Source organism: Vibrio sp. 16, from assembly GCF_963681195.1.
In the GTDB taxonomy this organism is placed as follows: domain Bacteria; phylum Pseudomonadota; class Gammaproteobacteria; order Enterobacterales; family Vibrionaceae; genus Vibrio; species Vibrio sinaloensis_D.
In genome coordinates, this window is record NZ_OY808997.1 from 882447 (window position 1) to 904681 (window position 22235).

General features: G+C 53.1%; 1 protein-coding gene. It reads left to right on the forward strand.

Translation table 11 applies throughout. The features are described from left to right. Positions 1 to 136 precede the first annotated feature (136 nt). The gene (locus tag U9J37_RS03970; protein ID WP_322413905.1) at positions 137 to 22138 is read left to right on the forward strand and encodes a Calx-beta domain-containing protein; all 22002 of its coding nucleotides are present in this window, start codon (positions 137 to 139) and stop codon (positions 22136 to 22138) included. Positions 22139 to 22235: the final 97 nt, after the last annotated feature.

Consider the following 22235-nt stretch of genomic DNA (forward strand, 5'->3'; position numbering starts at 1 on the left):
CAGATAGAGGGCGAAAAATTAGTTTTGCTAATTTATCAATAATGTTAATTTATACTGAATATAAATAGTAACATTGCCAATTTATTGTCGTTTTGAAACAAGACGATAGAGGTAGTAAAGGATTAGGGGCTCGTTTATGGGTTTTGGTGCATACGTGGCGTTAAGCAATCTAGCTAGTGGACAAATAGTTGTAATCGATACTAATGGTAACGTACGACTTCTTCTCGAAGGTGAAACTCCGAGACCGGGTGAGGTAGTGCTTAACAATGAAGAAGTTCTCTTTAACGGTGAGCCTCAAATTAGTGCTGAACTGATCGGTGATGATGGTGCTGTGCAGGATATTACCAGTGAATTGGAAGATATCTTTGCAGCATTAGAAGACGGCCAAGATCCAACACAGTTGGGTGAAGAGTTTGCTACTGCGGCTGGTGGCCAAAGTGGCTCCAGTCTGACCGCTTCAGGCACCGTAGCCCGTGACGGTACTGAAACCATTGCCTCTACCGAATTCGTCACTCAAGGTTTCGCTTCGCTGGGTCTTTCAGAAACTCAGAGCCTTTCTTTACTTGAGCAATTTCAAATTCTTCAACAGCCGCCTGTTTTTGTCGATGGAAATTCGACGCCTCTAGGCAACGATATACAAGTTTCAACAGACGAAGATACCCCAGTCTCAGGGCAGTTAATCGCAACTGACCAAGATGGAGACAACCTAACCTTTACGCAAACCCAGCCTCCTACAAATGGTACCGTTACTGTAAATCCAGACGGCTCTTGGACCTACACACCTAACAACAACTTTGATGGCGGAGATAGCTTCCAAGTGACAGTTAGCGATGGAAACGGCGGTACTGATCAAATCACCGTCAATGTAGGTGTTAATCCTATCCCAGAACTAAGTGTTAGTGGTGGTGGGGATGTTAATGAAGGGAATAGTGCAGAATTTACTATTGATCTAGACAAGCCATCGGATCAAGACACGACAGTTAAATTAACCGTTGTAACGGGAAGCGCTGAAAGCGAAGACTTAGGCGATATCACAGTTACCACGCCAAACGGAACGGTTTTGACCGTTAATCCTGATGGAACGGTAACAATTCCTGCTGGTGAAACATCAATTATTGTATCTATTAGTACCATTGATGACTCTGTCTTCGAAGGCGATGAAGATTTCAACTTAGTCGTTGAGCCTGTTGATGGTTTGATTGGCAGTGCGACCGGTACTGCCACCATCAAAGACGATGGTACGGGCCCAGGTCCAGGTACCCCAGACAACGACAAGCCTGAGCTTACCGTGACAGGCGGGGGTGATGTGAACGAAGGCACTGACGCTGTGTTCACGGTTTCACTCTCTAACGAAACCGAAGCGCCAGTGGTCGTGAACCTTGCGCCAACCACTGATGGTTACAGCGCCGAAGCGGGTGACATCGGCGAGATGGTCGTGACGTATGTGGACAGCAACAACCAGACGCAAACTCTTGTGGTCGATGGCAGCGGCAACGTGACCATCCCAGCGGGCATCACCGACATTACCGTGACCATCCCAACCACGGGCGATAACGTCTACGAAGGCGACGAGACCTTTGGCCTTGTGGTCACCGAGAGTAATAACGTGACGTCAAACGGCAGTGCAACAGGGACCGCAACCATTAAAGACGACGGTACGGGCCCAGGTCCAGGTACCCCAGATAATGATAATGATAAGCCTGAGCTTACTGTCACTGGCGGTGGCGATGTGAACGAAGGCACTGACGCCGTGTTCACGGTTTCACTCTCGAATGAGACAGAAGCGCCAGTCGTCGTAAACCTTGCGCCAACCACTGATGGTTACACGGCAGAAGCGGGTGATATCGGCGAGATGGTCGTGACTTACGTTGACAGCAACAACCAAACGCAAACTCTCACTGTGGACGGCAGCGGCAACGTGACTATCCCAGCGGGTGTCACCGACATTACCGTGACCATCCCAACCACGGGTGATGATGTGTACGAAGGTGACGAGACGTTCGGCTTAGTCGTAACCGAAAATAATGGTGTGACCACGAATGGCTCTGCTACTGGTACAGCGACGATCCAAGATGATAGTTCTGGTAAACCAACCCTGTCTGTAACGGATGCGGGTGACGTCAACGAAGGCACTGACGCCGTATTCACGGTTTCACTCTCTAATGAAACCGAAGCGCCAGTGGTGGTCAACCTAGCGCCAACCACTGACGGTTACACCGCCGAAGCGGGTGACATCGGTGAGATGGTCGTGACGTATGTCGACAGCAACAACCAAACGCAAACACTGACGGTCGATGGCAGCGGCAACGTGACTATCCCTGCAGGCATCACCGACATTACGGTGACGATCCCAACCTCGGGCGATGACGTCTACGAAGGCGACGAGACCTTTGGTCTTGTGGTCACTGAATCAAACAACGTGACCTCAAACGGCACAGCAACGGGCACCGCAACCATCAAAGACGACGGTACGGGCCCAGGTCCAGGCACGCCAGACAACGATAAGCCTGAGCTTACCGTGACAGGCGGTGGTGATGTGAACGAAGGCACTGATGCCGTGTTCACGGTTTCACTCTCGAATGAGACCGAAGCACCAGTCATCGTGAACCTTGCGCCAACCACTGATGGTTACACCGCCGAAGCGGGTGACATCGGTGAGATGGTCGTGACTTACGTCGACAGCAACAACCAAACGCAAACACTGACGGTCGATGGCAGCGGTAACGTGACCATCCCTGCGGGCATCACCGACATTACGGTGACTATCCCAACCACGGGCGATGACGTCTACGAAGGTGATGAGACCTTTGGTCTTGTGGTGACGGAATCGAACAACGTGACGTCAAACGGCAGTGCGACCGGTACGGCGACCATCAAAGACGACGGTACGGGCCCAGGTCCGGGCACGCCAGATAACGATAAGCCAGAGCTTACTGTCACTGGCGGTGGTGATGTGAACGAAGGCACTGACGCCGTATTCACGGTATCGCTATCGAATGAAACGGAAGCGCCAGTGGTGGTCAACCTTGCGCCAACCACTGATGGTTACACGGCGGAAGCGGGTGACATCGGTGAGATGGTCGTGACCTACGTCGATAGCAATAACCAAACGCAAACACTGACGGTCGATGGCAGCGGTAACGTGACCATCCCTGCGGGCATCACCGACATTACGGTGACTATCCCAACCACGGGCGATGACGTCTACGAAGGTGATGAGACCTTTGGTCTTGTGGTGACGGAATCGAACAACGTGACGTCAAACGGCAGTGCGACCGGTACGGCGACCATCAAAGACGACGGTACGGGCCCAGGTCCGGGCACGCCAGATAACGATAAGCCAGAGCTTACTGTCACTGGCGGTGGTGATGTGAACGAAGGCACTGACGCCGTATTCACGGTATCGCTATCGAATGAAACGGAAGCGCCAGTGGTGGTCAACCTTGCGCCAACCACTGATGGTTACACGGCGGAAGCGGGTGACATCGGTGAGATGGTCGTGACCTACGTCGATAGCAATAACCAAACGCAAACACTGACGGTCGATGGCAGCGGTAACGTGACCATCCCTGCGGGCATCACCGACATTACCGTGACCATCCCAACCACGGGCGATGATGTCTACGAAGGCGACGAGACGTTCGGCTTAGTCGTAACCGAAAATAATGGTGTGACCACGAATGGCTCTGCTACTGGTACAGCGACGATCCAAGATGATAGTTCTGGTAAACCAACCCTGTCTGTAACGGATGCGGGTGAGGTAAACGAAGGCACTGACGCCGTATTCACGGTTTCACTCTCTAATGAAACCGAAGCGCCAGTGGTGGTCAACCTAGCGCCAACCACTGACGGTTACACCGCCGAAGCGGGTGACATCGGTGAGATGGTCGTGACGTATGTCGACAGCAACAACCAAACGCAAACTTTAACCGTGGACGGCAGCGGCAACGTGACCATCCCAGCGGGCATCACTGACATTACGGTGACTATCCCAACTACGGGTGATGACGTCTACGAAGGCGATGAGACCTTTGGTCTTGTGGTTACTGAGAGTAACAACGTGACGTCAAACGGCAGTGCGACTGGCAGTGCAACCATCAAAGACGACGGTACGGGCCCAGGGCCGGGTACCCCAGACAACGACAAGCCTGAGCTTACTGTCACTGGCGGTGGTGACGTAAACGAAGGCACTGATGCTGTGTTCACGGTCTCGCTGTCGAACGAAACCGAAGCGCCAGTGGTGGTCAACCTTGCGCCAACCACCGACGGTTACACCGCCGAAGCGGGTGACATCGGCGAGATGGTCGTGACGTATGTCGACAGCAACAACCAAACGCAAACACTGACGGTCGATGGCAGCGGTAACGTGACCATCCCTGCGGGCATCACTGACATTACGGTGACTATCCCAACTACGGGTGATGATGTCTACGAAGGCGATGAGACCTTTGGTCTTGTGGTCACTGAGAGTAACAACGTTACAACTAACGGTACGGCAACAGGGACCGCAACCATTAAAGACGACGGTACGGGCCCAGGTCCAGGTACCCCAGATAACGACAAGCCTGAGCTTACTGTCACTGGCGGTGGCGATGTAAACGAAGGCACTGACGCCGTGTTCACGGTTTCACTCTCGAATGAGACAGAAGCGCCAGTCGTCGTAAACCTTGCGCCAACCACTGATGGTTACACGGCCGAAGCGGGTGACATCGGCGAGATGGTCGTGACTTACGTTGACAGCAACAACCAAACGCAAACTCTCACTGTGGACGGCAGCGGCAACGTGACTATCCCAGCGGGCATCACTGACATTACCGTGACCATCCCAACCACGGGTGATGACGTCTATGAAGGTGACGAGACGTTCGGTCTTGTGGTCACTGAGAGTAACAACGTGACGTCAAACGGCACGGCAACCGGTACCGCAACCATCAAAGACGACGGTACGGGTCCAGGTCCAGGCACGCCAGATAATGATAAGCCAGAGCTTACCGTGACAGGCGGTGGCGATGTGAACGAAGGCACTGATGCCGTGTTCACTGTCTCGCTATCGAATGAAACCGAAGCGCCAGTGGTGGTTAACCTAGCGCCAACCACCGATGGTTACACGGCAGAAGCGGGTGACATCGGTGAGATGGTCGTGACGTATGTGGACAGCAACAACCAAACGCAAACACTGACCGTGGATGGCAGCGGCAACGTGACCATCCCAGCGGGCATCACTGACATTACGGTGACCATCCCAACCACGGGCGATAACGTCTACGAAGGCGACGAGACCTTTGGTCTTGTGGTCACTGAAAGTAACAATGTCACTTCAAACGGCACGGCAACAGGTACTGCCACCATCAAAGACGACGGTACGGGCCCTGGTCCGGGTACCCCAGACAACGACAAGCCTGAGCTTAGCGTCACTGGCGGTGGCGACGTGAACGAAGGCACCGATGCGGTCTTCACCGTTTCACTCTCTAACGAGACCGAAGCGCCAGTCGTCGTAAACCTTGCACCAACCACCGACGGTAACTACACCGCCGAAGCGAGTGACATCGGCGAGATGGTCGTGACGTATGTCGACAGCAACAACCAAACGCAAACTCTCACTGTGGACGGCAGCGGCAACGTGACTATCCCAGCGGGTGTCACCGACATTACCGTGACCATCCCAACCACGGGTGATGATGTGTACGAAGGTGACGAGACGTTCGGCTTAGTCGTAACCGAAAATAATGGTGTGACCACGAATGGCTCTGCTACTGGTACAGCGACGATCCAAGATGATAGTTCTGGTAAACCAACCCTGTCTGTAACGGATGCGGGTGAGGTAAACGAAGGCACTGACGCCGTATTCACGGTTTCACTCTCTAATGAAACCGAAGCGCCAGTGGTGGTCAACCTAGCGCCAACCACTGACGGTTACACCGCCGAAGCGGGTGACATCGGTGAGATGGTCGTGACTTACGTTGACAGTAATAACCAGACGCAAACACTGACTGTGGATGGCAGCGGCAACGTGACCATCCCAGCTGGCATCACCGACATTTCGGTGACCATCCCAACCACGGGTGATGACGTCTACGAAGGCGACGAGACCTTTGGTCTTGTGGTTACTGAGAGTAACAACGTGACGTCAAACGGCAGTGCGACTGGCAGCGCAACCATCAAAGACGACGGTACGGGCCCAGGTCCGGGCACGCCAGATAATGACAAGCCTGAGCTTACCGTTGCGGGCGGTGGTGATGTGAACGAAGGCACTGACGCGGTGTTCACGGTCTCGCTATCGAATGAAACCGAAGCACCAGTGGTGGTCAACCTTGCGCCAACCACTGACGGTTACACCGCAGAAGCGGGTGACATCGGTGAGATGGTTGTGACCTACGTCGATAGCAATAACCAAACGCAAACACTGACCGTGGACGGCAGCGGTAACGTGACCATCCCAGCGGGCATCACCGACATTACCGTGACGATCCCAACCACGGGTGATGACGTCTACGAAGGTGATGAGACCTTTGGTCTTGTTGTGACAGAATCGAACAACGTAACGTCAAACGGCAGTGCGACCGGCAGCGCAAACATCAAAGACGACGGTACGGGCCCAGGTCCAGACACCCCAGACAACGACAAGCCTGAGCTTACTGTCACTGGCGGTGGCGACGTGAACGAAGGCACCGATGCGGTCTTCACCGTTTCACTCTCTAACGAAACCGAAGCGCCAGTCGTCGTAAACCTTGCGCCAACCACTGATGGTTACACGGCCGAAGCGGGTGATATCGGTGAGATGGTCGTGACGTATGTCGATAGCAACAACCAGACTCAAACACTGACCGTGGATGGCAGCGGCAACGTGACTATCCCAGCGGGCATCACTGACATTACCGTCACTATCCCAACTACGGGTGATGACGTCTACGAAGGCGATGAGACCTTTGGTCTTGTGGTCACTGAATCAAACAACGTCACAACTAACGGCACTGCGACGGGCAGCGCAACCATCAAAGACGACGGTACGGGCCCAGGTCCAGGCATGCCAGACAACGATAAGCCTGAGCTTACCGTGACAGGCGGTGGTGATGTGAACGAAGGCACTGATGCCGTGTTCACGGTTTCACTCTCTAACGAGACTGAAGCACCAGTGGTGGTCAACCTAGCGCCCACCACCGACGGTTACACCGCAGAAGCGGGTGACATCGGTGAGATGGTTGTGACCTACGTCGATAGCAATAACCAAACGCAAACACTGACCGTGGACGGCAGCGGTAACGTGACGATCCCAGCGGGCATCACCGACATTACCGTGACGATCCCAACCACGGGTGATGACGTCTACGAAGGTGATGAGACCTTTGGTCTTGTTGTGACAGAATCGAACAACGTAACGTCAAATGGCACGGCAACAGGTACTGCCACCATCAAAGACGACGGTACGGGCCCAGGTCCAGGCACGCCAGATAACGACAAGCCTGAGCTTACTGTCACTGGCGGTGGCGACGTGAACGAAGGCACCGATGCGGTCTTCACCGTTTCACTCTCTAACGAAACCGAAGCGCCAGTCGTCGTGAACCTTGCACCAACCACCGATGGTTACAGCGCCGAAGCGGGTGACATCGGTGAGATGGTCGTGACTTACGTCGACAGCAACAACCAAACGCAAACACTGACGGTCGATGGCAGCGGTAACGTGACTATCCCAGCGGGCATCACTGATATTACCGTGACTGTCCCAACCACGGGTGATGACGTCTACGAAGGTGACGAGACCTTTGGTCTTGTGGTGACGGAATCAAACAACGTGACCTCAAACGGCAGCGCGACCGGTACTGCCACCATCAAAGACGACGGTACGGGCCCAGGTCCAGGCACGCCAGACAACGACAAGCCTGAGCTTACTGTCACTGGCGGTGGTGACGTAAACGAAGGCACTGACGCCGTATTCACGGTTTCACTCTCTAACGAGACCGAAGCACCAGTGGTGGTCAACCTTGCGCCAACCACCGATGGTTACACCGCAGAAGCGGGTGACATCGGTGAGATGGTCGTGACCTACGTCGATAGCGATAACCAAACGCAAACACTGACCGTGGACGGCAGCGGTAACGTGACTATCCCTGCGGGCATCACCGACATTACCGTGACCATCCCAACCACGGGCGATGATGTCTACGAGGGTGATGAGACCTTTGGCTTAGTCGTCACAGAGAGTAACAACGTCACCTCAAACGGCAGTGCGACGGGCAGCGCAACCATCAAAGACGACGGTACGGGCCCAGGTCCAGGCACGCCAGATAACGACAAGCCAGAGCTTACTGTCACTGGCGGTGGTGATGTGAACGAAGGTACTGATGCGGTATTCACTGTCTCGCTGTCGAATGAAACCGAAGCGCCAGTGGTGGTCAACCTAGCGCCCACCACCGACGGTTACACGGCAGAAGCGGGTGACATCGGCGAGATGGTCGTGACCTACGTTGACAGCAATAACCAAACGCAAACACTGACGGTCGATGGCAGCGGCAACGTGACCATCCCTGCGGGTATCACTGATATTACCGTGACGATCCCAATCACGGGTGATGACGTCTACGAAGGCGACGAGACCTTTGGTCTTGTTGTGACAGAATCGAACAACGTAACGTCAAATGGCACGGCAACAGGTACTGCCACCATCAAAGACGACGGTACGGGCCCAGGTCCAGGCACGCCAGATAACGACAAGCCTGAGCTTACTGTCACTGGCGGTGGCGACGTGAACGAAGGCACCGACGCCGTATTCACTGTCTCGCTATCGAATGAAACCGAAGCGCCAGTGGTGGTCAACCTTGCGCCAACGACGGACGGTTACACGGCAGAAGCGGATGATATCGGCGAGATGGTCGTGACTTACGTTGATAGCAATAACCAGACGCAAACTCTCACTGTGGACGGCAGCGGCAACGTGACCATCCCAGCGGGCATCACCGACATTACCGTGACTATCCCAACCACGGGTGATGACGTGTACGAAGGCGACGAGACGTTCGGCTTAGTGGTCACTGAATCGAACAACGTGACGTCAAACGGTGCAGCAACCGGTACCGCGACCATCAAAGACGACGGTACGGGCCCAGGTCCAGGCACGCCAGATAACGACAAGCCAGAGCTTACCGTGACAGGCGGTGGCGATGTGAACGAAGGCACTGACGCCGTATTCACGGTTTCACTCTCTAACGAGACCGAAGCGCCAGTAGTCGTGAACCTTGCGCCAACCACCGACGGTTACACGGCGGAAGCGGGTGACATCGGCGAGATGGTCGTGACTTACGTTGACAGCAATAACCAAACGCAAACACTGACGGTCGATGGCAGCGGCAACGTGACCATCCCTGCGGGCATCACCGACATTACCGTGACCATCCCAACTACAGGCGATGATGTCTACGAAGGTGACGAGACGTTCGGCTTAGTCGTAACCGAAAATAATGGTGTGACCACGAATGGCTCTGCTACTGGTACAGCAACCATTAAAGACGACGGTACGGGCCCAGGTCCGGGTACACCAGACAATGACAAGCCAACCCTGTCTGTAACGGACGCGGGTGAGGTAAACGAAGGCACTGACGCCGTATTCACGGTTTCACTCTCTAACGAGACTGAAGCGCCAGTGGTGGTCAACCTTGCGCCCACCACCGACGGTTACACGGCAGAAGCGGGTGATATCGGCGAGATGGTCGTGACTTACGTTGATAGCAATAACCAGACGCAAACTCTCACTGTGGACGGCAGCGGCAACGTGACTATCCCTGCGGGCATCACTGACATTACCGTGACCATCCCAACTACGGGCGATAACGTCTACGAAGGCGACGAGACCTTTGGTCTTGTGGTCACTGAAAGTAACAATGTCACTTCAAACGGCACGGCAACAGGTACTGCCACCATCAAAGACGACGGTACGGGCCCTGGTCCGGGTACCCCAGACAACGACAAGCCTGAGCTTAGCGTCACTGGCGGTGGCGACGTGAACGAAGGCACCGATGCGGTCTTCACCGTTTCACTCTCTAACGAGACCGAAGCGCCAGTCGTCGTAAACCTTGCACCAACCACCGACGGTAACTACACCGCCGAAGCGGGTGACATCGGCGAGATGGTCGTGACGTATGTCGACAGCAACAACCAAACGCAAACACTGACGGTCGATGGCAGCGGTAACGTGACTATCCCAGCGGGCATCACCGACATTACCGTGACTATCCCAACTACGGGCGATGACGTCTACGAAGGCGATGAGACGTTTGGATTAGTCGTCACCGAATCGAACAACGTCACAACCAACGGCAGTGCGACCGGTACCGCGACCATCAAAGACGACGGTACGGGCCCAGGTCCAGGCACGCCAGATAACGACAAGCCAGAGCTTACTGTCACTGGCGGTGGTGATGTGAACGAAGGTACTGATGCGGTATTCACTGTCTCGCTGTCGAATGAAACCGAAGCGCCAGTAGTCGTGAACCTTGCGCCAACCACCGACGGTTACACGGCGGAAGCGGGTGACATCGGTGAGATGGTCGTGACGTATGTCGACAGCAACAACCAAACGCAAACACTGACGGTCGATGGCAGCGGTAACGTGACTATCCCAGCGGGCATCACCGACATTACCGTGACTATCCCAACTACGGGCGATGACGTCTACGAAGGCGATGAGACGTTTGGATTAGTCGTCACCGAATCGAACAACGTCACAACCAACGGCAGTGCGACCGGTACCGCAACCATCAAAGACGACGGTACGGGCCCAGGTCCAGGCACGCCAGATAACGACAAGCCAGAGCTTACTGTCACTGGCGGTGGTGATGTGAACGAAGGCACTGATGCCGTGTTCACGGTTTCACTCTCTAACGAGACTGAAGCGCCAGTGGTGGTCAACCTAGCACCCACCACCGACGGTTACACGGCAGAAGCGGGTGACATCGGCGAGATGGTCGTGACCTACGTTGACAGCAATAACCAAACGCAAACACTGACGGTCGATGGCAGCGCCAACGTGACCATCCCTGCGGGCATCACTGACATTACCGTGACCATCCCAACTACGGGCGATAATGTCTACGAAGGCGACGAGACGTTCGGTCTTGTGGTGACAGAATCAAACAACGTGACCTCAAACGGCAGTGCGACCGGTACCGCGACCATCAAAGACGACGGTACGGGCCCTGGTCCGGGTACCCCAGACAACGACAAGCCTGAGCTTAGCGTCACTGGCGGTGGTGACGTGAACGAAGGCACCGATGCGGTCTTCACCGTTTCACTCTCTAACGAGACCGAAGCGCCAGTCGTCGTAAACCTTGCACCAACCACCGACGGTAACTACACCGCCGAAGCGGGTGACATCGGCGAGATGGTCGTGACGTATGTCGATAGCAACAACCAGACTCAAACACTGACCGTGGATGGCAGCGGCAACGTGACCATCCCAGCGGGTGTCACCGACATTACGGTCACCATCCCAACCACGGGCGATGATGTCTACGAAGGCGACGAGACGTTCGGTCTTGTGGTGACAGAATCAAACAACGTGACCTCAAACGGCAGTGCGACCGGTACCGCGACCATCAAAGACGACGGTACGGGCCCAGGTCCAGGCACGCCAGATAACGACAAGCCAGAGCTTACTGTCACTGGCGGTGGTGATGTGAACGAAGGTACTGATGCGGTATTCACTGTCTCGCTGTCGAATGAAACCGAAGCGCCAGTGGTGGTCAACCTAGCGCCCACCACCGACGGTTACACGGCAGAAGCGGGTGACATCGGCGAGATGGTCGTGACCTACGTTGACAGCAATAACCAAACGCAAACACTGACGGTCGATGGCAGCGGCAACGTGACCATCCCTGCGGGTATCACTGATATTACCGTGACGATCCCAATCACGGGTGATGACGTCTACGAAGGCGACGAGACCTTTGGTCTTGTGGTCACAGAGAGTAACAACGTGACGTCAAATGGCACGGCAACAGGGACCGCAACCATCAAAGACGACGGTACGGGCCCAGGTCCAGGTACACCAGACAACGATAAGCCTGAGCTTACCGTTACGGGCGGTGGCGATGTGAACGAAGGTACTGATGCGGTATTCACTGTCTCGCTGTCGAATGAAACCGAAGCGCCAGTGGTGGTCAACCTTGCGCCAACGACGGACGGTTACACGGCAGAAGCGGGTGATATCGGCGAGATGGTCGTGACTTACGTTGATAGCAATAACCAGACGCAAACTCTCACTGTGGACGGCAGCGGCAACGTGACCATCCCAGCGGGCATCACCGACATTACCGTGACTATCCCAACCACGGGTGATGACGTGTACGAAGGCGACGAGACGTTCGGCTTAGTGGTCACTGAATCGAACAACGTGACGTCAAACGGTGCAGCAACCGGTACCGCGACCATCAAAGACGACGGTACGGGCCCAGGTCCAGGCACGCCAGATAACGACAAGCCAGAGCTTACCGTGACAGGCGGTGGCGATGTGAACGAAGGCACTGACGCCGTATTCACGGTTTCACTCTCTAACGAGACCGAAGCGCCAGTAGTCGTGAACCTTGCGCCAACCACCGACGGTTACACGGCGGAAGCGGGTGACATCGGTGAGATGGTCGTGACGTATGTCGACAGCAACAACCAAACGCAAACACTGACGGTCGATGGCAGCGGTAACGTGACTATCCCAGCGGGCATCACCGACATTACCGTGACTATCCCAACTACGGGCGATGACGTCTACGAAGGCGATGAGACGTTTGGATTAGTCGTCACCGAATCGAACAACGTCACAACCAACGGCAGTGCGACCGGTACCGCAACCATCAAAGACGACGGTACGGGCCCAGGTCCAGGCACGCCAGATAACGACAAGCCAGAGCTTACTGTCACTGGCGGTGGTGATGTGAACGAAGGCACTGATGCCGTGTTCACGGTTTCACTCTCTAACGAGACTGAAGCGCCAGTGGTGGTCAACCTAGCACCCACCACCGACGGTTACACGGCAGAAGCGGGTGACATCGGCGAGATGGTCGTGACCTACGTTGACAGCAATAACCAAACGCAAACACTGACGGTCGATGGCAGCGCCAACGTGACCATCCCTGCGGGTATCACTGATATTACCGTGACTATCCCAACCACGGGCGATGACGTCTACGAAGGCGATGAGACGTTCGGCTTAGTCGTAACCGAAAATAATGGTGTGACCACGAATGGCTCTGCTACTGGTACAGCGACGATCCAAGATGATAGTTCTGGTAAACCAACCCTGTCTGTGACGGACGCGGGTGAGGTAAACGAAGGCACCGACGCCGTATTCACTGTCTCGCTATCGAATGAAACCGAAGCGCCAGTGGTGGTCAACCTTGCGCCAACGACGGACGGTTACACGGCAGAAGCGGATGATATCGGCGAGATGGTCGTGACTTACGTTGATAGCAATAACCAGACGCAAACTCTCACTGTGGACGGCAGCGGCAACGTGACCATCCCAGCGGGCATCACCGACATTACCGTGACTATCCCAACTACGGGTGATGACGTGTACGAAGGCGACGAGACGTTCGGCTTAGTGGTCACTGAATCGAACAACGTGACGTCAAACGGTGCAGCAACCGGTACCGCGACCATCAAAGACGACGGTACGGGCCCAGGTCCAGGCACGCCAGATAACGACAAGCCAGAGCTTACCGTGACAGGCGGTGGCGATGTGAACGAAGGCACTGACGCCGTATTCACGGTTTCACTCTCTAACGAGACCGAAGCGCCAGTAGTCGTGAACCTTGCGCCAACCACCGACGGTTACACGGCGGAAGCGGGTGACATCGGCGAGATGGTCGTGACTTACGTTGACAGCAATAACCAAACGCAAACACTGACGGTCGATGGCAGCGGCAACGTGACCATCCCTGCGGGCATCACCGACATTACCGTGACCATCCCAACTACAGGCGATGATGTCTACGAAGGTGACGAGACGTTCGGCTTAGTCGTAACCGAAAATAATGGTGTGACCACGAATGGCTCTGCTACTGGTACCGCAACCATCAAAGACGACGGTACGGGCCCAGGTCCAGGCACGCCAGATAACGACAAGCCAGAGCTTACTGTCACTGGCGGTGGTGATGTGAACGAAGGCACTGATGCCGTGTTCACGGTTTCACTCTCTAACGAGACTGAAGCGCCAGTGGTGGTCAACCTAGCACCCACCACCGACGGTTACACGGCAGAAGCGGGTGACATCGGCGAGATGGTCGTGACCTACGTTGACAGCAATAACCAAACGCAAACACTGACGGTCGATGGCAGCGCCAACGTGACCATCCCTGCGGGTATCACTGATATTACCGTGACTATCCCAACCACGGGCGATGACGTCTACGAAGGCGATGAGACGTTCGGCTTAGTCGTAACCGAAAATAATGGTGTGACCACGAATGGCTCTGCTACTGGTACAGCGACGATCCAAGATGATAGTTCTGGTAAACCAACCCTGTCTGTGACGGACGCGGGTGAGGTAAACGAAGGCACCGACGCCGTATTCACTGTCTCGCTATCGAATGAAACCGAAGCGCCAGTGGTGGTCAACCTTGCGCCAACGACGGACGGTTACACGGCAGAAGCGGATGATATCGGCGAGATGGTCGTGACTTACGTTGATAGCAATAACCAGACGCAAACTCTCACTGTGGACGGCAGCGGCAACGTGACCATCCCAGCGGGCATCACCGACATTACCGTGACTATCCCAACTACGGGTGATGACGTGTACGAAGGCGACGAGACGTTCGGCTTAGTGGTCACTGAATCGAACAACGTGACGTCAAACGGTGCAGCAACCGGTACCGCGACCATCAAAGACGACGGTACGGGCCCAGGTCCAGGCACGCCAGATAACGACAAGCCAGAGCTTACCGTGACAGGCGGTGGCGATGTGAACGAAGGCACTGACGCCGTATTCACGGTTTCACTCTCTAACGAGACCGAAGCGCCAGTAGTCGTGAACCTTGCGCCAACCACCGACGGTTACACGGCGGAAGCGGGTGACATCGGCGAGATGGTCGTGACTTACGTTGACAGCAATAACCAAACGCAAACACTGACGGTCGATGGCAGCGGCAACGTGACCATCCCTGCGGGCATCACCGACATTACCGTGACCATCCCAACTACAGGCGATGATGTCTACGAAGGTGACGAGACGTTCGGCTTAGTCGTAACCGAAAATAATGGTGTGACCACGAATGGCTCTGCTACTGGTACAGCAACCATTAAAGACGACGGTACGGGCCCAGGTCCGGGTACACCAGACAATGACAAGCCAACCCTGTCTGTAACGGACGCGGGTGAGGTAAACGAAGGCACTGACGCTGTGTTCACTGTCTCGCTATCGAATGAAACCGAAGCGCCGGTCGTAGTAAACCTAGCGCCAACCACCGACGGTTACACGGCGGAAGCGGGTGACATCGGTGAGATGGTCGTGACCTACGTCGACAGCAACAACCAAACGCAAACACTGACGGTCGATGGCAGCGGTAACGTGACCATCCCTGCGGGCATCACTGACATTACCGTGACCATCCCAACCACGGGCGATGATGTCTACGAAGGCGACGAGACGTTCGGTCTTGTGGTGACAGAATCGAACAGCGTGACCTCAAACGGCAGTGCGACGGGCAGCGCAACCATCAAAGACGACGGTACGGGCCCAGGTCCAGGTACACCAGACAACGATAAGCCTGAGCTTACTGTCACTGGCGGTGGTGACGTAAACGAAGGTACTGATGCGGTATTCACTGTCTCGCTGTCGAATGAAACCGAAGCGCCAGTGGTGGTCAACCTTGCGCCAACGACGGACGGTTACACCGCAGAAGCGGGTGACATCGGTGAGATGGTCGTGACCTACGTCGACAGCAACAACCAAACGCAAACACTGACGGTCGATGGCAGCGGCAACGTGACGATCCCAGCGGGCATCACTGATATTACCGTGACTATCCCAACCACGGGCGATGACGTCTATGAAGGCGACGAGACCTTTGGTCTTGTGGTCACTGAATCGAACAACGTCACAACCAACGGCACGGCGACCGGTACTGCCACCATCAAAGACGACGGTACGGGCCCTGGTCCGGGTACCCCAGATAACGACAAACCAACGCTGTCTGTGACAGACGCGGGTGACGTCAACGAAGGCACCGACGCGGTGTTCACGGTTTCACTCTCTAACGAGACCGAAGCGCCAGTGGTGGTGAACCTAGCGCCAACCACTGACGGTTACACGGCAGAAGCGGGTGATATTGGTGACATGGTCGTGACGTATGTCGACAGCAACAACCAGACTCAAACACTGACCGTGGATGGCAGCGGCAACGTGACGATCCCAGCGGGCATCACTGACATTACCGTGACCATCCCAACCACGGGTGATGACGTCTATGAAGGTGACGAGACGTTCGGTCTTGTGGTCACTGAGAGTAACAACGTGACGTCAAACAGCACGGCAACAGGTACTGCCACCATCAAAGACGACGGTACGGGCCCAGGTCCGGGTACCCCAGATAACGACAAGCCTGAGCTTAGCGTTACTGGCGGTGGCGATGTAAACGAAGGCACTGATGCTGTGTTCACTGTCTCGCTTTCCAATGAAACCGAAGCGCCAGTGGTGGTCAACCTAGCGCCAACCACCGACGGTTACACGGCAGAAGCGGGTGACATCGGCGAGATGGTCGTGACGTATGTCGACAGCAATAACCAAACGCAAACACTGACGGTTGACGGCAGCGGCAACGTGACCATCCCTGCGGGCATCACTGACATTACCGTGACCATCCCAACCACGGGCGATGACGTCTACGAAGGTGACGAGACCTTTGGTCTTGTGGTCACTGAATCGAACAACGTCACAACCAACGGCAGTGCGACGGGCAGCGCAACCATCAAAGACGACGGTACGGGCCCAGGTCCGGGCACGCCAGATAACGACAAGCCAGAGCTTACTGTCACTGGCGGTGGTGACGTAAACGAAGGCACTGACGCGGTGTTTACGGTTTCACTCTCTAACGAGACCGAAGCGCCAGTGGTGGTGAACCTAGCGCCAACCACTGACGGTTACACGGCAGAAGCGGGTGATATTGGTGACATGGTCGTGACGTATGTCGACAGCAATAACCAGACGCAAACGCTCATGGTGGATGGCAGCGGCAACGTGACCATCCCTGCGGGCATCACCGACATTACGGTGACCATCCCAACTACGGGCGATGACGTCTACGAAGGCGATGAGACCTTTGGCCTTGTGGTCACTGAGTCGAACAACGTGACGACGAATGGTCAGGCTACAGCTGAAGCTAATATTATCGATGCACAAAATGCGCCGAACGTGAGCATCAGTGCTGACGCTGATAGCGTGACCGAAGGGGGCGATGCGAGCTTCAGCGTGAGCATCGACCAAGCGGCGGAAGAAGATGTGGTAGTTACGTTCACCATTGGTGGTGACGTGGATGGCGACGATTACATTGCGCCAGCGACTTACACAGTAACGATTCCAGCGGGTCAAACGTCGGTCCCATTAGACATCAAGACGCTTGATGACGGCATCTATGAAGGTGCGGAAGACTTAGACATCACACTCGTTAGCACAAGCGGTGCAGGCTCAACGCTTGATAGCAACGCTTCTCAAGCCAGCGTGAGCGTGGAAGACGCTCAACACGCTCCTGAATTCATTTCAGATGGTGACGCTGCCGGCGATGCGCCAAATGCTGATAGTTATGATTTCGGCTCTGTAAGTGAGAACTCTACAAGTGGAACAGTTGTTGGCACTGTCGTGGCCGAAGATCAAGATAATGATGACCTGCACTATAGTTTTGCTGATGGCTCGTTGAGCAATGGATTATTTGATATCGACCCTGTAAGTGGTGATATCACTCTAAATCAAACAATCGATGATGCTCATTTAGGGGATTATACGTTAAACGTCAAGGTCATCGATGGAACTGGCGGTGAAGACACCGCTGTGGTAGAGGTTTCGTTGACCAATGTTAACGATGCACCGGAAGCTTCACCTTCTGCGGTGACTATTGCGGAAGATGCTCATGGCATGGCCTTGATGCTTGCATGGTCATCGTTTGGGATTTCAGACGTCGACTCGCCAGATGCATCTTTGTCTGTGGTTATTACGTCCTTACCTGTTGACGGTGTGTTGGAGTATCAAGATGCCCAAGGCGTTTGGCAAACGGTCCAGCAGGGGCAAGAGCTAAGTAAAGATCAATTCGACTCAAATGAAGTTCGTTTCACTCCTGATTACAATGAATCTGGAGATGATAGCTTCGGTGGTTCGAATGTAGGTGATCAAGCGTCTGACTATGCGCAAATTGGGTTTAAGCCAACCGATGGGCAAGACGATGGTCAGGAGTCGACACTCACTATTGACGTTACACCGGTAGCAGACAAACCAAACCTTGCTACGGTTACGCCTGGACTTTCGTTGCCTCAACAAGAATTTAACGTTACAACGTGGAATAACGTTAATATTGGTGGTCACAACGGGCTTGGTGTAGCTGGTCTTGTGCTCATTAATGCTATTGATGCACTTGACCCAGCAAACGGCGTGCTATCAACGACTGCAAATGCTGAAGATACGGGTACAAACGCAACACTACAAGATGAGGCTGTGTTAGTTACAGCGTTGGTATACCTTGAAGCTGGGACTAGCTATGATTTTGTCGGTACAGCTGACGATAGCATGGCGATCACAATTGGGGGAGTTTTAGTCGATGAAGCTCGATGGGGAAATGACAGTGGTGACATTAAAGGTGGAGCCTTTGTTCCGTCAGTATCTGGCTTCTACCCAATAGAAATTTATCACCATAATCAGAGTGGCCCCGGGAATTACAACGTAAATGTTTCCATAGATGGCAATACACCTGTCGACTTGAGCAATAGCAACCTTTATATCGTTAGTGATGAGAGCGCGCTAGATAACGCAGACGTTCGTACTTCGGAACTTAAGGAAGTGGACGGCGTCGAGTTTTATGAAACGTATGAAGTTAATGAAGGGCTTCAAGATACTGAAATTCCATTATCTGAAATCCGTGCGAGTTTGAGTGATACCGACGGTTCAGAATCATTGGCTGTGACGTTGGCAGGTCTTCCTGTTGGCGCGATTATTTCTGATGGCAATACGTCAGTCACAATCAGTAGCGCAAATGAGTCAGTAGATGTTACGGGGTGGTCACTTGACTCCCTTACTGTCACTCCTCCTCAAGGAAGCCATGACGACTTTACTATCTTTGTTACGGCGACAAGTACAGAGGATTCAAATGGAGACTCAGCTCAGTCACACGCCACGATAAATGTAGTTGTTCATGAGAACTTAGTAACGAATACGGTTGCTGATACTGGAACTGTCAATGAAGACAATACGTTGCAAGGTAATGTATTAGAGAATGACACTGATGGAGATAATGTTCTCCAGGTTGACTTTATTACTGTTGATGGAACCGATTATGCGGCTGGCCAAGCGGTTTCTATCGATGCAGGCATTTTGGTAATGAATCAAGATGGGAGCTATAGCTTCGAGCCATCAACACATTGGTCTGGTGAGGTTCCAACGATCACCTACACAACCAATACAGGTGCGACAGAGAGCTTAGATATCGACGTTATCGCGGTTGCTGATGCTCCAACTGTTAAGATTACGCTTGGCGAAATGGTTAAAGCAGATGCGACTTCAGTTCATCATGCTGATGTTATTGCCGCTGTAGGTAAGACCCAAGCCGAAAACAATGACCTAGCCATTGAGATGGGACTAGACAATTCGCTACCGTCTCACTTAGGTAATAACAATGACTACAGTGACACCGATACGCTCTTTGTTGGCGGAAACAACGTCGACACCATGTATGGTGGTGGCGGTGACGACACTTTTGTTGGTGGTGCGCAAAACGATTCATTCTATGGCGATGATGCGACAAGTAACACTGCCCATGATGGTACAGACACCGTTTATCTATCTGGAAACTTTGAAGACTACAAGTTTACCTTCAAAGACAACCATGGAGGTGGTGTTCCATACTGGATTGTATTAGATACTAACTCTGTTGATTCAGTGAATGACCATACAGGTCAAGAAGACCGCGGTGACCATCTGTATGAAATTGAACGTGTTGTGTTTGCTGATAAGGTAATTGAGCTTAATCCTGATGGTACATATGAAGTGCTTCAAGATAGAACGATTCCAGTTGATGTAGACGTAGATCTCGTTGATACAGACGGAAGCGAAAGCTTGGTTCAGACAGTTACAGTAGATGGACTTCCTGAAGGCATTGAAGTCTATGTTAATGGACAAGCTATTGACGCTGAGGCAGACGGAACGTTCCTTGTACCAATCGATGCGAATGGTAATGCTTCATTTGATATTAAGGTACCGTTTGACTACGAGGGTAGCCTCGACTTCCCACTAAGCGTAACCGCAACGTCGGTAGAGTCATCAAATAGTGATAGTGCATCTACCACTGAAACTGTTGATGTAACAGCGCGTGATTACGTAATGGAATCTGGCTCCCATGGTGATGATACAATTGCAGGCACTGCGGATCATGATCTGATTGTTGGCGATGTTCAGGGTATTGAGATAATTGCTGGTGAAGATTACAACATTGCGTTTGTGCTTGATACATCAGGTAGTATGGGGCATTGGGTTGGTACAGCAAAACAAGAGATACTAGATGTATTTGATGAGTTACAGGCTGCCGCGACACAAGGTTCTCAGCCAGGTACCGTTAATGTTCTATTAACTGAGTTTGCCACAGGCGCTACCTTTATCGTTTCTGTTGATTTGAGCTCTTCAACGGCAAGACAAGACTTTGTCACGCAGCTTAATACAATTGAAAATGAGGGTAAGGGTGCGACAAACTATGAATCAGGCTTACAGTCAGCAGTAGATTGGTTTGGTGGGCAACCGAATCCAAACGGTCAGAACATTACTTACTTTATTACAGATGGACAACCGAATAGGCATACAGATCTAGACGACATACCTCAAAATCAATTTTCTAAAGTGATTTTGGATGTAGATTCAAACGGTGAGTTGGTGACGTTAGCGAACATCGTTAATGACTTCAATTACACCTACGGTCAGACCGTGAACTATAAAGGTAACGTTCTAATTGATAGCCACGGTGGTATTTACTCTCCATTTACTGGTCAGAAAATAGGTGATATCGATTCATCATCCGGCAATTTATACTATGACGATGAAGGTACTAATTCAGTGCAAGCTCAGCATATGTATCAAGTGCTGGCAGCGTTGTCGACGGTAGAAGCTATCGGTATTGGCAGTGGTGTTAGTGAAAGCATACTTCAACAGTATGATACAGATGGCGTGGTTGACTCGCATATTGACGTAACTAAACTTGCCGAGACAATCCTTGGTCAAGATGTCCCACTTAAACAAGGTGAAGATACACTGAGTGGAGGTGAAGGTGATGATATCTTGTTGGGTGATTTGATTGAATTTGGCAGTAACGAGCAGGGATTGAGTGCAATTCAATCACATGTTGCTAGCCAAACAGGTCAAGACATCTCAACAGTTGACGCTGAAGACATTCACAACTATGTAAAAGATAGCATCCAAGAGTTTGATCAAAGCCATACTGGGGACAAGTCAGATGTTCTTGATGGCGGAAAAGGTGATGATATCTTATTCGGTCATGGTGGCAGTGATACCTTAGATGGCGGTGAGGGTAAGGATATCTTAGTCGGTGGTTTAGGTAATGACATCCTAACTGGTGGAGATGATGCGGATATCTTCATGTGGACTGAGATGGAATCATCAACAGATCGCGTGACGGACTTTAATGTTAGCGAAGGCGATTCTATTGATGTTGGCGACTTGTTTGAAGATTTATCAAATGATGATATCAGTCAGTTGCTAACAGATTTAGGAAGTGGGGATTTCCACGGCCAAGTTGGCGATGTTTCCATCACGGTTACAGACGATCAGAGCGCATCTCATTTGACCATTGTAAAAGGCGGACAAACCTTAACTATCGATTTTGATGGTGCATCAGCTGCTGACGTTACTAACAGCCTTATGGATAACCTCAGTCACTTAAAAGACTAGGTATGTGACAACTGGGCTGTTGCTAGCCCAGTAAATATCCGCAATAAAAAGCCTCGCTATAATAGCGAGGCTTTATTGATTTGTTTGTCCCGTCCTA